Consider the following 14339-nt stretch of genomic DNA (forward strand, 5'->3'; position numbering starts at 1 on the left):
CTGAACCTATGGCAACACTGGGTGATCTCGAAAGAGCGGTGATGGATCTGCTCTGGGACGCCGACAACCCCCTGAGCGCGAACGAGCTGCGCGACGCCCTCGACGCCCGGGGAGCCGGAACCGCGGGGCGCGGCCTCGCCACCACCACTGTGCTCACCGTGCTGTCGCGGCTCGAGGCCAAGGGCTTCGTCGACCGGAAGCGCGAGAGCAGGCCGCACCTGTACAGCGCGGTCAGTGGCCGAGCCGAGCACACGGCCGAGCTCATGCACGAGGTCCTCGGGACGGCATCGGATCGGGATGCCGCCCTCGCGCGCTTCGTCGGGCAGGTCAGCCCCGAGGAAGCCGAGATGCTTCGCACTCTCCTCGCCCGCCGGCAGCAGGCCTAGAGCCGTGTATCCGGCAGCCGCAGCCTTGGCCATCGTGGCCGTCGCGCTCGCCTGGCCCGTGCCTATAGTCCTCGCCCGAGCGGCGTGGCCGTCGCGCACCCCGGGTCGGGCCCTGGCGCTGTGGCAGCTCATCGCACTCGCCGGCGGCACCAGCATGATCGGCGCGCTGCTGCTGTTCGGCTTCACTCCGTTCGTCGGGGCTGCCGGAGCGGATGCCGGCCTGCTGCTGAGCGGCCTCATCGATGGTCCGCTCCCGTCGGGTGTCGGCGCGGTTCACATCGTCGCACTCGGAGCGGCAGTACTCCTCGGTGCGCACCTGCTGCTGAACCTCGGGACGACGGCTGTGCGCGCCGAGCGTCGTCGCCGTCGCCACCACGCCCTCGTCGAACTGCTGAGCTCGCCTGTTCCGGGGCATCCGGGGGCGCGCATGCTCGACCATGCTGCCCCAGTGGCGTACTGCCTCCCGGGCATGCACACGGTGACAGTGCTATCGGAGGGGTTGATCGACCTGCTCGACCGCGATCAGCTCGATGCCGTGCTGGCGCACGAACGCACGCACCTGCGCCAGCACCATCACCTCGTCCTGCTCGCCTTCACGGCCTGGCACAGCGCCCTCCCGTGGTTCCCGATTGCGAATCGGGCGGAGCGAGCGGTGGCGCTGCTCGTCGAGATGCTCGCCGACGACACAGCACGCCGCGAGGTCGACGCCGAGACCCTGGCCACGGCCATTGCGCTCGTCGGTTCAGCGTGGGGCGACGTGGCCCACGGCGAGGTGACGGGGGCACCTCCCCTTCGTCGGGTGTCGACGACGACTCCGCGGCATCCGCTCCGGCTCTCTCCGGATGCCGCACAGACGGCTTCGGTGAGCGGGGCGATCGGCGCGCGGATCTCCCGGCTACTCGCAGCCTGATCACCGGCCGCGTCGCCTAGGCTCAGGTCGATGAACGACGTCCTCCTCTGGATCCTCGAGACAGTGCAGTCCGTGGATCCTGTCCTGCGCACTCTGATCGCGGGCGTCGGCATCATGCTGGAGACGTCGCTGCTCGTCGGGCTGGTCGTTCCCGGCGATTCGATCGTGCTCGTCGCGAGCACCGCCGTCGACGGGACTGTCGAGTACTTCGCCCTCATCGCCGCGGTCGTGGTCGGGGCGCTCATCGGGGAGAGCATCGGCTTCTACCTCGGGCGATGGTTCGGTCCCCGCATCCGTCGCAGCAGGCTCGGTGGTCGCATCGGAGAGCAGAACTGGCAGCGTGCGGAGCGATACATCGAGAGGCGCGGTGGCATCGCCGTTTTCGTCTCCCGGTTCCTGCCCGTGCTGCACTCCCTGGTGCCCGTCACAGTCGGGATGAGCACCATGCGCTATCGCCGCTTCCTCGCCTGGACGGCACCGGCGAGCATCATCTGGGCGTTCGCCTACGTCTCGGTGGGCTCGGCGGCGGCCGGCAGCTTCCGGGAGACCAGCGACAAATTGCACTACGCCGGTTACGTCTTCGTCGGGATCATTGTCGTCTTCCTGCTTCTCGTGCTGCTGGCCAAGAAGCTGCTGCAGCGCCTGGAGAAGCGCCACCTCGACGACGTCGATGTCCCGACTGCCGCAGCACCAACGGACGACGCCCCGGCGCCCTGACCGCTGACGGCCGCCGAGAACGAGGAACGGGCCGGATGCCGTGAGGCATCCGACCCGTTCTCGTTGGTGTGGCTGAACTGCTAGAGCAGCCCCGCCTTGTCGAGCCAGTCCTTGGCCGCGGTGTTCGCCGAGGCCTTCTCGTCGCCCTCGACCCTGTCGCGCAGTTCGATGAGGTCGTCGGTCGTGAGCTTGGCCGAGACGGCGTCGAGCGCCTTCTCGAGCTTGTCCGACGCGATCTTCGAGCTGAGCAGCGGGATCACGTTCTGCGCCGAGATGAGGTTCTCGGGGTCATCGAGCACGACGAGGTTCTTCGACTTGATGTCGGGAGACGTCGTGTAGATGTCGGCGACCTGCACGGTGTTGTCGGTGAGTGCCTTGACGGTGTCGGGTCCGCCGAAGTCCTCAATCGGCACGAAGGTCACGTCGCTCACCTTGTAGACCGACTTGAGGCCCGGGATCCCGTAGCCGAGCTCACCGAACTGCGGGTTGGCGCCGAGGCTGAACGGCTCGATCTTCGAGAGGTCGCCGATGGCCTTCAGGCCGTTCTTGTCGGCGGTCTCCTTCGTGACGACGTAGGCGTCCTTGTCCTCAGCGGCTGCCGACTTGTAGACCACCAGGTCGTCCTTCGCCACGGCGTCGCCGAGGGCGCCGTCGACGTCAGCCGTCGTGCGCTCGGTGTACTCCGTGTCGTAGTACGCCAGCAGGTTGCCGTTGTACTCGGGGATGAGGTTGATCGAACCGTCCTGCAGGGCGGGGATGGTCTGCTGGCGCGGGCCGATGTTGAACTTGGTGCTCACGTCGAAGCCCTGCGCTGTGAGCGCCTGGGCGTAGATCTCGCCGAGGATCTCGCTCTCGGGGAAGGCGAACGAGCCGACGACGATGGCGTCGCCGGAGTCTCCCCCCGAAGCGGTCTCGGGAGCGGTGGGATCTCCTGTTGCGCACCCTGCCAGAGCCACGACAGCTCCGACCGCGACAACGCCGATGGCGATCCGGCCCTTCTTGAAAATACTCATGATTTCCCTTCCTGGATTGGTGTTCCCACCGTCGTGGACGGGCCGTGTGCCCGCCGACGAAGACTCTGTTGTTCAGTCTGGCGTGCGCTGCCGACACCCGGCGTCGCTGTGAGTCGTTGGATGACGGCGAAGACGCCGTCGATCAGAAGTGCGAGCACTGTGATGAGGATGGCGCCGCCGAGGATGCGGTCATAGTCGTTGAGTCCGATGCCGCTGGCGATGATGCGTCCGAGGCCGCCGAGACCGACGTAGGAGGCGATGACCACCGTCGCGATGACCTGGAGGACGCCGGCGCGGAGCCCGCCGATGATGAGCGGGAGCGAGAGCGGGATCTCCACCTTGGTGAGGATCTGCATCTCGGTCATGCCGCTCGCCCGGGCGGAGTCGATCGTCTGGCGATCGACGGATTCCAGGCCGGCGTAGGCCCCGGCGAGGATGGAGGGGATCGCGAGCAGCACGAGCGCGATCATCGTCCCGACGAAGTTCGCCGTCGTGCCGACCATCGAGTAGCCGAGCACCATCGTCAGGAAGAACAGCACACCGAGGGTCGGGAGGGCGCGCATGGCTCCGGTGAAGGAGATGACGAACTGACGTCCCTTTCCCGTGTGGCCGATGTAGAAGCCGAGGGGCAGCGCGATCGCCGCAGCGATCAGCACCGACACGAAGGTGTAGAGCAGGTGTTCCGCCAGTCGGTCCTGGATGGGCAGCGGCGATTGCGAGCCCGGCACCCAGTTGGCCGGATCGAGGATCCATTGGATCGCGCTCACGAAGAGGTTCATGCGAGGCCTCGTCCCGTGTTTCCGCTGGGAACCGGAGCCATCGACACGAGGATCTCCTCGGTGCCCCGACGCTTTCCCGACTTCGGCTCGCCGCGACTCCACGGAAGCAGGATGCGTCCGAGCAGCACGAGCACGAGGTCGAAGACGAGTGCGATGAGAAGGCTGGCGATGATTCCGGTCCCGACCTCCTCGAGGATCCCGCGTTGCTTTCCGTTGACGAACAGGTAGCCGAGGTTCTCACTGCCGATCAGCACGCCGACGGAGACGAGGGCGATCGTGCTCACCGAGACCACGCGCATCCCGGCGAGCAGGACCGGCCCGGCGAGGGGGAACTCCACCTTCCAGAACTGCTGCCACCGCGAGTACCCCATCGCCAGAGAGGCCTGCTTGACGTCGGGCGAGACCGACGCGAAGGCATCGGCGGCCGCGCGCACCATGATGGCGACGGCGTAGATGCCGAGGGCGACGATCAGGTTGATGTCGCTCAGCACCTTGGTGCCGAGGATGGCCGGGAGGATCACGAAGAGCGGCAGTGACGGGATCGTGTAGAGCAGGCTCGTCGACGTGATGATGATGCCGCGGGCGGTTCGACCTGTGATGGCGAGGCGGCCGAGAGGCACCGCGATGACGAAGCCGGCGATGATCGGGATGATGCTCAACCGGATGTGGTTGAGCGTCAGGTCGACGACGAGTTCCCAGTTCGAGAGGAACCAGTTCACGACACTCTCACGTCCGTGGGCGTGACGTCCTCGGACGGGGCCTCCCCGTCGATCAGGCCGGCGGGGCGCCCGGTGTCGTCGACGACGAGGATCTGACCGCTCGCCGGGTCCTTGGGCTCGAGGTGCAGACGGCGCTGGCCCCTGTCGGCGCCGATGAACGACGAGACGAAGTCGTCGGCCGGATGCGCGAGGATCTCCGCGGGCGTGCCGACCTGCGCGACGATGCCTCCGGTCTTGAACACGACGACCTGGTCGCCGAGGGTGAAGGCCTCGTCGATGTCGTGGGTCACGAACACGACGGTCTTGTCCAGGTCGCGCTGCAGGCGCTTCAGCTCGTTCTGCAGTTCGACGCGGACGATGGGGTCGACGGCGCCGAACGGTTCGTCCATCAGCAGGATGTTGGGATCGGCGGCGAGGGCGCGGGCGACCCCGACGCGCTGCTGCTGGCCGCCGGAGAGCTGCCGCGGGTACTTGGTCGCGAGTGAGCGGTCGAGGCCGACGGTGTCGAGCAGTTCGAGAGCACGTGCGCGGGCCTCGGACTTCGACGTTCCCCGCAGAAGCGGAACCGTCGCCACGTTGTCCACGATCCGGCGATGCGGCAGGAGGCCGCCGTTCTGCATCACGTAGCCGATGCTGCGTCGCAGGTGGACAGGGTCGCTGCCGGAGACATCCGTGTCATCGATGATGACCTGACCCGACGTGGGATCGACCATGCGGTTGATCATGCGGAGGAGAGTGGTCTTGCCGGACCCTGACGAACCCACGAACACCGTGATGCGTCGTGAGGGGATCAGCAGGGAGAAGTCATCGACCGCGAGAGTGCCGTCGGGAAACCGTTTCGACACCGAGCGGAACTCGATCATGGGACGAACTCTTTTCCTCGATGCAGCCGAACGGGGCAGTGTCAGTGTTCAACACAAACACCATTCGGCGCTCGAGGCAAAAAGGATTGCGGATTGAGGCGAATCTGTGACTCACCCCTTGACAAGTCAGCCGGCGACTGGTCCGAACAATCCCGTGAGGTACCCGTGCAGCACCCGGCGCGCTTCGGCGATGTAGCGCTCGTCACCGTCCGCGTCGTAGGCGAAGGCCCGCGAGAGGATGGCGTCCATCATCTCGACTGCCACCTCGAGGTGGAAGTCGAGGTTCTCGCCGCCGTCGAGACCGAAGACCTCGGTGAGGACCTGGGAGTACATCTTCGCGAACGGCATGTCGATGTCGTCCTCCGTGCCGCCGGCGGGGATGCGCTCGCGGTCGACGAAGTGGATGATGCGGAACCCGGGCTCGGCGCGGTACAGCTCGACGAACGAGGTGACGCCGAGGTCGACGGCCTCCCACCAGCTCGACGGAGCCTCGGACTCGATGAGGGAGACGATGCGGCTGCGGAACCTGGCCATCGACCGCTCGCGCAGTGCCTGGAGCACCGCGATGCGGTCGGGGAAGTACCGATAGACCGTTCCGATCGACGCGCCGGAGCGCTCGGCGATCATGGCCGTGGTGAGACGGTCGAAGCCGATCTCGTCGACGATTGTGGCTGCTGCGTCGAGCAGAGCGTTCAGGCGGTCGGCTCCGCGCTGTTGGATGGGTTCCGTTCGCACGAGTGCGACAGGGAACTCAGCCCCGATGATGCTGCCTACCGGCACTGATCCTCCTTGGAAATTGCAGCCTTCATTCTATGCATCTGAATGGGGGTTTCCTGAACGCGCTCTCAGTCGGCTCGCTCGTGAGAAACTGGTGCAAATGGTCAGTTCAACGGATGCAGAGCCCCAGCGTTCCGTCGACCACCCGACGACTCATCTGTTCGCCAGGTTCGAGGACATGGTGCACACGCGACGGGAGACCTGGGCCCGGAAACACGGGCGAGTGCCCCTGATCATCCCGTTCGCGGGCTACGGATCGACCCAGTGGACACGGGTGCTCTGCCGGGTCATGCTGCAGAAGCCGGTGCCTGTACCGTCGGATCCGCCCACCCGCGCCGACCGCAAGCGGGCCAAGCGCAGCGAGCGACTCCGCGGTTGGCGCAGCTTCGTCAGTGTCCCCCTCAATGGGGCGATGGTGTCGATCACCATCGACGGCAGGACGACCGAGGTGAGGGCCGATCGCGGTGGCGTCGTCGACGCCGTCATCCCCATCGCGCTCGAACCAGGGTGGCATGTCGCGACGATCGAGACGCCGGGCGGAGTCGCCGTCGAGGCACCGACGCAGATCATCGCGCCGGACGTGTCGTTCGGCATCGTGTCCGACGTCGACGACACGGTGATGGTCACAGTGCTCCCCCGCCCGTTCGTCGCGGCGTGGAACACCTTCGTGCTCGACGAGCACGCGCGCATCCCGACGCCGGGAATGGCCGTCCTGATGGAGCGACTGGTGTCGTCGCACCCGGGCAGCCCGGTGATCTACCTCTCGACCGGGGCCTGGAACGTGGCCCCGACCCTCACCCGGTTCCTGTCGCGCAACATCTACCCGGCGGGCACCCTGCTACTGACGGACTGGGGGCCCACCCACGACCGCTGGTTCCGCAGTGGCCAGGAGCACAAGCGCGACAACCTGCGCCGGCTGGCCGAGGAGTTCCCGAACATCAAGTGGCTGCTCATCGGCGACGACGGGCAGCACGACGAGGACGTGTACCGCGAGTTCTCGGCCGAGCGTCCGGGTCATGTGTCGGCCGTCGCCATCCGGCAGCTCTCGACCGGTGAGGCCGTGCTGGCCGGTGGACGGTCGAAGTCCGAGCGGGGCAGCACTCCCGATGTTCCGTGGGTCTACGCCCCAGACGGCTCGGGCATCGCTGAACAGTTGGACGAGCTCGGAATGGTCTGAACCGGCTGATCGGCCCGCCCAGACCGCTCAGCGCTGCAGGTACGCCAGCACGGCCAGCACCCGCCGGTGGTCCGAGCCCGAGCCGTCGAGGCCGAGCTTCTGGAAGATGGCGGTGACGTTCTTCTCCACCGCGCCGATGCCGATGAACAGCCGTTCGGCGATGCCGGCGTTCGTACGCCCCTCGGCCATGAGCTCGAGCACTTCGCGTTCTCGTGGCGTCAGGGCACCGAGCGGATCGACTCGGCGGCCGATCAGCTCCCTCACGACCTGCGGATCGAGCACGGTGCCACCTGAGCTCACCCGGGACACCGCATCCTTCAGTTCGTCGAGCGAAGCGACGCGGTCTTTGAGGAGATAGCCGACACCGCCGTCCCCCGATGCCAGGAGCTCCTGCGCATAGGCGCCCTCCACGTACTGGCTGAGCAGTAGGATGCCGACCTCGGGCAGCGTGTGACGGATGTGCACGGCGGCCCGAACGCCCTCGTCGCGGAAGGTCGGCGGCATCCGCACGTCGAGCACGACCAGGTCGGGAAGCACCCCGTCGATCTCGGCGAGCAGCGACTCGGCGTCTCCGTAGGCGCCGACGGTCTCGAAGCCGGCCTCGTCGAACAGCCGCACCAGACCCTCGCGCAGCAGCACCGAGTCCTCGGCGAGCATGATCCGGAGGGGTGCCGACGGAGTCGGGGCGTCTGTCGTCGTCACCCACTCAGGATAGAGCGGCGGCCTCCACCGGCAATGGGATGTGGGCGCCGACGCTCGTCGGTCCGCCGACGGGGCTGTCGATGACCAGCAGCCCGCGTAGTCCGGTCAGGCGTTCCTCCAGGCCGCTGAGGCCGTGTCCGGCGACAGACGCCGCTCCCCCGACGCCGTCGTCCACGACCCAGAGGTCGAGCCAGCGCTGCTCGCCATCTGCCGTCGCACCAGTGGCGGCATCCGTCGGGCGGGTCGCGATGATCAGGCGGATGCCGGTCGCGCCGGCGTGCTTGACGGCATTGGTGACCAGTTCCGCGGCGATGAAGTAGGCGCTGCGTTCGATCTCCCCCGGCAGCCTCTCCTCGGGGTCGAGCGACGACTCCAGCCGCACCGGGACCGGACTGCGGGTCGCGAGCGAGTCGAGCGCGCTCACCAGGCCGCGGTCCTGCAGGATGGGCGGCGCGAAGCCGCGAGACAACGCCCGCAGCTCCTCGAGGGTGTCGTGCGCCTGCTGGCGTGCCTCGACGAGCAGCGACTTTGCCGCGGAGGGATCGGTGTCGAGCCTCCGCTCGGCGGCCGCCAGGTCCATCTGCAGCCTCACGAGCCGCTGCTGCGGACCGTCGTGGATGTCGCGCTCGAGGCGTCGCAGCGAGCGGTCCTCAGCGGCGACGGCGGCGCCTCGCGACGCGCTGAGGTCGGCGACCTCGCGGCGCAGCTCCTCGGAGCGCCAGCGGCCCAGCATCCCGCGGGCGACGCCCTGGTGCATGAGGGTCAGCAGTCGAGTGACGAAGGGAAGCGTGATCAGGAATAGAACTCCGACGATGAACTCGAAGACGATCTCGCCGGCCATGTCGTCGAACTGCCAGGCGTTGCCGGGGAACATCCAGTCGAGTACGACGTCGTGCAGCCAGAACTGGCGATCGCCCATCGGGATGTCGCGTGCCCAGATCCAGAACGTCACGCCGCCGAGGCCGACGGCGGTCCAGGCCACCGTGATGGTCCAGCTGACCACGCTGATGATCGGCGCGACGATCATGGTGTGCAGCAAGTACAGCCAGTAGTGGCCGTCCGCCACGGGTCCGAAGACGAAGCGCCCCCAGTACCCGGAGTCGGCGTTGCGCGGCTGCCAGTGCGGCTGCGGGATGGCCGGGCGACCGGCCCAGCGCAGGCGCACCAGCTCCAGGGTGCCGAACCCTCGGCCGATGTACAGGCTCGCGATCACGACGAAGATGCCGAAGACGAGAACGAGCGACCCGACGCCGGTCCAGAACAGCGGCGCCAGGATCGAGAGCCCGATGATCGCGATGGGCATGGTGAGGAGCAGGAAGCCGAGCTCCTGCGGGACGCGACGCCAGAGCGCGCCGTAGCCGGCCCAGCGTGACGGGCGCGCCTCGGCGGGCGTGGTGGCGACGGTGGCGATGCTCTCAGTGCTCATGGTGTGCGTTCTCTCCTGGTGTCATTGTGACGTGCTGGCCCGGCTTCACGACCACGAACTGGCCCATCATGCCGCGGTCCTCGTGCCAGAGCAGGTGGCAGTGATACATGTACGGATGCTTCGCGTCGCTGTAATCGTCGAAGCGCATCACGAGGTGGAAGTGCCGGTGCGGCGGCAGGTAGATGGTGTCCTTCCAGCCGCCGAGCTCGGGTGGCGGCGGTGATCCGTCGATGGCCGCGACCTGGAACTGCACGTCGTGGATGTGGAAGTTGTGCGGCCGGTCCATGTCGTTCACCACGTTCCAGACCTCGGTGTCCCCGACGTTCACGACCTGGTCGATGCGGCCCATGTCCATCGGCTGCCCATTGATCTCGTAGCCGTCCAGGTGGAGTTCACGGGTGGTGGCGGCATCCGTCGGGTCGAGGCTGTCTATCGTCGTGAGCCGGGGTGTAACGGATGCCGCGGAGCCGAGCACCGCCCCGGCGCGCAGTTCGAGCACGTCGAAGCTGTCGGCGCCGCCATTCTGCGCGCCGCCGTCGCCCTCGACGCCGAGGTCGGGCGTCGCGGACCGCAGCACCGTCGTCTCGCCCGGCAGCATGCGCACGACGATCTCGGCGCGCTCACCCGGAGAGAGCCGGAGGTGCTCGAGTGGTACCGGCCGCTCGAGCAGACCACCATCGGTCGCCACGAGGTCGTAGCTTCGATCGTCGTCGAAACCGAAGGAGTAGGTGCGTGCCGTCGACGCATTGAGCAGGCGCAGTCGCACCAGCTCGGTCGACACATCGAGGTAGGGGTCGGCCGTCCCGTTCACCAGCATCTCGTTGCCGAGTGCGCCCACGAAGCCCTTGTTGGTGCCCTTCAGCTCACCGGTGCTGTTGAACTGTGCGTCCTGCACGATGAGCGGCACGTCATCGACTCCGTACTCCTGCGGGAGCGGGAGCGCGTCCTCCACGTCGTCCTGCACGTAGAACAGGCCGGCGAGGCCGTGCCGTACGTGCTCCTCGGTCTCGCCATGCGGGTGCGGGTGGTACCAGAGGGTGGCCGCGGGCTGATCGATGGTCCACGTCGGCGACCACTCGTCGCCAGGCTCGATCACCTGGTGCGGGCCGCCGTCCATCTCGGCCGGCAGGTGCATCCCGTGCCAGTGCACGGTGGTCGGCACGGCGAGTTCGTTACGGATATCGACGCGAACTCTCTCTCCACGATGGGCGACGAGCGTCGGACCGAGGTAGGAGCCGTTGAAGCCCCACGTCTCGGTCGTCACTCCCGGATGAAACTCGGTACTTCCGGTTTGGGCCGTGAGCTCGAAGATCCTCGTGCCGTCGGCATCGACAGTCGACTCGGCCAGCGGCGGGATGGCCAGCGGATTCGTGAAGTCGACGGTGCCCACGGTGTTCACCCGACCTCCGTCGAGCAGGCCGGGGATCATCGAGCAGCCGCCGAGCACACCGACGGTGCCGAGGAGGACCGCGGCGGATGCGGCCACGCCTGCGACCGCACGAGGACGGCGCAGACGCGAGCGGCGTCGTGGGGTGGTCGGCGGGATCGACGCGCTCGGCGAGTTCGGCGTGGTGCGCTCTGGCATGCCTCCAGCCTCGCGAGCGGGCGCTGGCGCGCCCATCCGGCCGGCATCCGGACTCGGGGTGGGGTTATCCCCCTCATCCGTTCACAGGATGAGGCCGCCGATGACGCCTGCCAGAGGCACGTCCTGGCCTGGTCCTGCAGACGCGCTCACCGTGCCTGGCGGGCGAAGCCTCAGAGGGCGCGGTGGGTGAAGCGGCCGGCGAGGAGGGTGGCGGCCACGGGAAGCGTACGGAGGGCGTCGACGGACGCCGTGGTCGGGTCGGTCTCGACGATCACGAGGTCGGCGGGCTGGCCGACCTCGACGGTGCTGCGCGTCGAAGCGGCGACGGCCTCGGCCACCGTGATCGACTGCTCCGGATGCCACGGCTCTCGTCCGTCGCGCGTGCGTCCGACGGCGGCGGCGATGCTCACCCACGGGTCGAGCGGTGCGACGGGAGCGTCCGAGCCGAGCGCGAGGACGGCCCCGGAGTCGAGCAGGCTGCGCAGCATGAAGGCACGGTCGGTGCGCCCGGACCAGTACCGCTCGGCCACGTCGCGGTCGTCCATCGCGTGCTCGGGTTGCACGCTCGCCGTCACGCCGAGCGCGGCGAAGCGGGCGACATCCGCCTCCGTCAGCAACTGCGCGTGTTCGACCGATCCGCCGACGCCGACTGACGCGAAGGCGTCGAGGGCGAGCGAGTTCGCGTGGTCGCCGATGGCGTGCACGGCGGGCCGCAGCCCGCCGTCGCGCGCGGTCTCGAGCAACGGCACCAGCTCGTCAGGCTGCACCGTCAGCAGGCCGAAGGCCTCGGCATCCGCGAGTCCGGGGTACGGGTCGAGGCAGAACGCCGTGCGGGTATTCAGCGAGCCGTCGGTGATGACCTTGAACGGTCCGACGCGCAACAGTCCGTCGGTGCCGGGCACGACGTCGCCCGTGCGCATCCCGGCGGCGATGGCGTCGGCGAGGTGCTGGCGGTAGACGCCGAACTCGACCCGCAGGCCGGTGAGGCCGCCACGGATGCGCCGCAGCCAGACGTCGCGGTTCCAGGTCATCTCGAGGTCGACGATGCCGACGACGCCCCGTCGGGCGGCGGCCGTCGCGGCCTCCCGGGCCCAGCCGTCGAGCACGTCGTCGGCCACGTCGTCGAGTGCGCGCACGACGGCGAAGGCGTCGTCCTCACGAAGCAGGCCGGTGGGGTGGCCCGCGAAGCCGTGCAGCGCGAGGGCTGCGGAATCGAGCCAGACGCTGTGCAGGTCACCGCTGACGAGGATCACGGGCACGGATGCGGCCACGACATCGAGCTGAGCTGCCGTCGGCGGCTCCGGCCACAGTCCGTCGCGGAAGCCGAAGCCCACGACCTCCGTCGCGCCGGCGGCGATGCGCGCACCGACGAGGGCCACCACCTCGTCAGCCGAGGCTGCCGCGGACAGGTCGAGGCGGCGGGATGTCAGGGCCCACTGGGTGAAGTGCACGTGGTTGTCCCAGAGGCCGGGGAGCACGACCCGGCCGTCGAGGTCGACGCGGTCAGCGGCATCCGTCACAGCGGTGCCGGCAGGTACGATCGCGACGATCGCACCGCGCTCGACCACGATGTCGACGGCGGCCCCGGTCCCGAGGATGCGACCGCCGGCGAGCACCAGGGTCATACGGCTTCCCCGCGGGCGCGGCGCATCTCGCGGGCGAGTTCCCGGCTGGTGTACACCGAGCCGTTCTCCAGCTCGTCGATGATGCGGTCGACCGTGGCGGCGGGTCGGTTCTGGCTCATCTTGTCCTTCGCGACGAACCTGTCCACGCGCATCCTGAAGCCGACGGTGCCGACGACGATGCGCTCCGCGTACGCCGTGTTCTCCAGCGTGCGGTTCATCCGGAACGGCTCGGGCATGCGGTCCTCGAAGTGATCGACGAGGCGCTCGAGCACCTGCAGGTTCTCGGCGTCGGAGAGGAGCTCGGGGGTGCCGTGCAGGTGCGCGACGACGAAGTTCCAGGTGGGAACCGCCGGACCGCCGTCGTACCAGCCGGGCGAGATGTAGCCGTGCGGACCCTGCACGACGATGAGCACCTCGTGGCGACCCAGTTCGTGCAGTAACTCGTCGGGCCGACCGACGTGGCTCTCGATGACGATGCCGTCGAGGTCCTCCCGCAGCACGATCGGGTAGTGCGACGCGACGAGCTCGCCGGCATCCGTTCGACTGACGATCGTGACCCACGGGTTCTCACGGATGAGCCGTTTGACGCCCTCGTCGCTCGCCAGAAGGAAGCTGGGGTTCTGTCTCATGCTGCTGCTCCTCGGTCGACTGTCGCGCCTGGCTCGCTCACGTGGGCGTCGGTGCTCACGCCTGGCACCGCGGACACCAGTACAACTTGCGGGCACCCATCTCCTCGAGCACGATGTGGGTGCCGCACACGCGGCAGGGCAGACCCTCGCGCTTGTAGACCCAGTGCCTGTCGGCGCGGTTGGCCATGGCGTTGCGGTACGAGACGCCGTCGAGGCCGTCCATCGTCATCATCTGGCCGGTCTCCACGCCGATGCGCAGCAGGTGCGCCCAGTCGCGCCAGAGTCCGCGCACGGTCTCCTCGGGCACGAGCCTGCCCGGTGTGTGCGGGTTCACCCGCGCTCGGAACAGCATCTCGGCTCGGTAGACGTTGCCGATTCCGCTCACCACCGACTGGTCCATGAGCAGCAGCGCGATCGGCGTCGGCTTCCGGCGCACCGTGGCGGTGAACCGCTCCTCCGACTCGACCTCGTCGTCGTTGAGCGGGTCGGGGCCGAGCCTGCCGATCACCTCGGCCACGCGGGCGGCGTCGACGACCTCGCAGGCCGTCGGTCCGCGCAGGTCGGCGCAGACCGTGTCGGTCAGCAGGCGCGCCCGCACCTGGCCGACCGGCTCGGGTGGGAACGTGTCGGAGAGCTCGCCGGGCTTCTCCGATTCCGACATGCGCACGCGGGTGCGCCGCGGGGCGCCGATCGAGTGCAGCGAGTTCTCGCCGGCGGAGTCGAGGATGGTGCCGCGCTGGTTGGTCTGGCCCATTCGGCCGTTGGCGGATGCGATGGTCGCGTCCAGCTGGATCTCGCCGGCGAAGTCCCACGCCCCGTACATGCCGAGGTGCACGCGCAACCACAGTCCGTTGTCGAACTCGAGGAACATCTGCTTGCCGACGGCGCGGGCGTCGACCATCGTGCGACCACTGATGAGTGCGGCATCCGAGGCGAAACGCCCCTGCGGACTCGAGACGGCGACCTGCTTGCCGAGGTAGTTGCGGGCGAACTGCCGGGTGATGCGATGGACGGAATGGCCCTCGGGCATC

At 68.3% G+C, this 14339-nt stretch carries 15 protein-coding genes; 4 read left to right on the forward strand and 11 right to left on the reverse strand.

From position 1 onward, the window contains the following. The first annotated feature begins 8 nt into the window (after positions 1-8). The 3 genes from ASF30_RS00855 to ASF30_RS00865 are packed head-to-tail and all read left to right on the forward strand — an operon-like array spanning position 9 to position 2013. Positions 9-386 (forward strand): BlaI/MecI/CopY family transcriptional regulator, encoded by a 378-nt coding sequence (locus ASF30_RS00855; RefSeq protein ID WP_055900210.1) that lies wholly within the window; start codon positions 9-11, stop codon positions 384-386. Between the two features lie 4 nt (positions 387-390). Next, positions 391-1296 (forward strand): M56 family metallopeptidase, encoded by a 906-nt coding sequence (locus tag ASF30_RS00860; protein ID WP_055900213.1) that lies wholly within the window; start codon positions 391-393, stop codon positions 1294-1296. Positions 1297-1326: 30 nt separating this feature from the next. Beyond that, a complete protein-coding gene (locus tag ASF30_RS00865) occupies positions 1327-2013 on the forward strand; it encodes a DedA family protein (RefSeq protein WP_055900216.1) in 687 nt (228 codons plus the stop codon). A gap of 80 nt (positions 2014-2093) precedes the next feature. On the opposite strand, the gene ASF30_RS00870 is transcribed toward ASF30_RS00865, so the two are convergent. From ASF30_RS00870 to ASF30_RS00890, 5 genes are all read right to left on the reverse strand, one after another. Next, positions 2094-3026 carry an ABC transporter substrate-binding protein gene (locus ASF30_RS00870; protein WP_055900219.1) on the reverse strand — a complete coding sequence of 311 codons (933 nt, stop codon included), beginning with the start codon at positions 3024-3026 and terminating at the stop codon, positions 2094-2096. After that, positions 3023-3805: an ABC transporter permease gene (locus ASF30_RS00875; protein WP_055900222.1), complete on the reverse strand. Its 783-nt coding sequence runs from the start codon at positions 3803-3805 to the stop codon at positions 3023-3025. Before ASF30_RS00875 ends, ASF30_RS00870 begins: the two co-directional genes overlap by 4 nt. Continuing rightward, positions 3802-4524: an ABC transporter permease gene (locus tag ASF30_RS00880; protein ID WP_082467357.1), complete on the reverse strand. Its 723-nt coding sequence runs from the start codon at positions 4522-4524 to the stop codon at positions 3802-3804. The genes ASF30_RS00875 and ASF30_RS00880 overlap by 4 nt, the downstream gene beginning before the upstream one ends. Further along, positions 4521-5387: an ABC transporter ATP-binding protein gene (locus ASF30_RS00885; protein ID WP_055900225.1), complete on the reverse strand. Its 867-nt coding sequence runs from the start codon at positions 5385-5387 to the stop codon at positions 4521-4523. Before ASF30_RS00885 ends, ASF30_RS00880 begins: the two co-directional genes overlap by 4 nt. A 126-nt stretch (positions 5388-5513) precedes the next feature. Then, complete coding sequence (locus tag ASF30_RS00890; protein ID WP_055900228.1) at positions 5514-6167, reverse strand: TetR/AcrR family transcriptional regulator; 654 nt, start codon at positions 6165-6167, stop codon at positions 5514-5516. 97 nt (positions 6168-6264) lie between these two features. On the opposite strand from ASF30_RS00890, the gene ASF30_RS00895 reads away from it, so the two are divergent. After that, the gene (locus tag ASF30_RS00895) at positions 6265-7341 is read left to right on the forward strand and encodes a phosphatase domain-containing protein (protein WP_082467358.1); all 1077 of its coding nucleotides are present in this window, start codon (positions 6265-6267) and stop codon (positions 7339-7341) included. A 27-nt stretch (positions 7342-7368) separates the two neighbouring features. On the opposite strand, the gene ASF30_RS00900 is transcribed toward ASF30_RS00895, so the two are convergent. The 6 genes from ASF30_RS00900 to ASF30_RS00925 form a co-directional block, all read right to left on the reverse strand. Next, positions 7369-7998 (reverse strand): response regulator transcription factor, encoded by a 630-nt coding sequence (locus ASF30_RS00900; protein WP_055902349.1) that lies wholly within the window; start codon positions 7996-7998, stop codon positions 7369-7371. A gap of 49 nt (positions 7999-8047) precedes the next feature. After that, positions 8048-9469, reverse strand: coding sequence for a sensor histidine kinase (locus ASF30_RS00905; RefSeq protein WP_055900231.1), 1422 nt, complete (start codon positions 9467-9469; stop codon positions 8048-8050). Beyond that, complete coding sequence (locus tag ASF30_RS00910; protein ID WP_157496843.1) at positions 9459-11054, reverse strand: multicopper oxidase family protein; 1596 nt, start codon at positions 11052-11054, stop codon at positions 9459-9461. Before ASF30_RS00910 ends, ASF30_RS00905 begins: the two co-directional genes overlap by 11 nt. Positions 11055-11224: 170 nt before the next feature. Then, on the reverse strand, positions 11225-12679 hold the full coding sequence (locus ASF30_RS00915; protein ID WP_055900234.1) for an amidohydrolase: 1455 nt from the start codon (positions 12677-12679) through the stop codon (positions 11225-11227). Beyond that, positions 12676-13308, reverse strand: a complete 633-nt coding sequence (locus ASF30_RS00920; protein ID WP_055900237.1) for an FMN-binding negative transcriptional regulator — start codon at positions 13306-13308, stop codon at positions 12676-12678. The genes ASF30_RS00915 and ASF30_RS00920 overlap by 4 nt, the downstream gene beginning before the upstream one ends. A 55-nt stretch (positions 13309-13363) precedes the next feature. After that, the gene (locus ASF30_RS00925; protein WP_055900240.1) at positions 13364-14338 is read right to left on the reverse strand and encodes an Fpg/Nei family DNA glycosylase; all 975 of its coding nucleotides are present in this window, start codon (positions 14336-14338) and stop codon (positions 13364-13366) included. Between the last annotated feature and the right edge of the window lies 1 nt (position 14339).

The organism is Leifsonia sp. Leaf264 (assembly GCF_001422325.1).
Taxonomy (GTDB): Bacteria; Actinomycetota; Actinomycetes; order Actinomycetales; family Microbacteriaceae; genus Orlajensenia.

Coding starts and splice junctions, on each gene's coding strand:
- ASF30_RS00855 (WP_055900210.1), top strand. CDS start 9: ATGGCAACACTGGGTGATCTCGAAAGAGCGGTGATGGATCTGCTCTGG.
- ASF30_RS00865 (WP_055900216.1), top strand. CDS start 1,327: ATGAACGACGTCCTCCTCTGGATCCTCGAGACAGTGCAGTCCGTGGAT.
- ASF30_RS00870 (WP_055900219.1), bottom strand. CDS start 3,026: ATGAGTATTTTCAAGAAGGGCCGGATCGCCATCGGCGTTGTCGCGGTC.
- ASF30_RS00875 (WP_055900222.1), bottom strand. CDS start 3,805: ATGAACCTCTTCGTGAGCGCGATCCAATGGATCCTCGATCCGGCCAAC.
- ASF30_RS00885 (WP_055900225.1), bottom strand. CDS start 5,387: ATGATCGAGTTCCGCTCGGTGTCGAAACGGTTTCCCGACGGCACTCTC.
- ASF30_RS00895 (WP_082467358.1), top strand. CDS start 6,265: ATGGTCAGTTCAACGGATGCAGAGCCCCAGCGTTCCGTCGACCACCCG.
- ASF30_RS00900 (WP_055902349.1), bottom strand. CDS start 7,998: ATGCTCGCCGAGGACTCGGTGCTGCTGCGCGAGGGTCTGGTGCGGCTG.
- ASF30_RS00905 (WP_055900231.1), bottom strand. CDS start 9,469: ATGAGCACTGAGAGCATCGCCACCGTCGCCACCACGCCCGCCGAGGCG.
- ASF30_RS00910 (WP_157496843.1), bottom strand. CDS start 11,054: ATGCCAGAGCGCACCACGCCGAACTCGCCGAGCGCGTCGATCCCGCCG.
- ASF30_RS00915 (WP_055900234.1), bottom strand. CDS start 12,679: ATGACCCTGGTGCTCGCCGGCGGTCGCATCCTCGGGACCGGGGCCGCC.
- ASF30_RS00920 (WP_055900237.1), bottom strand. CDS start 13,308: ATGAGACAGAACCCCAGCTTCCTTCTGGCGAGCGACGAGGGCGTCAAA.
- ASF30_RS00925 (WP_055900240.1), bottom strand. CDS start 14,338: ATGCCCGAGGGCCATTCCGTCCATCGCATCACCCGGCAGTTCGCCCGC.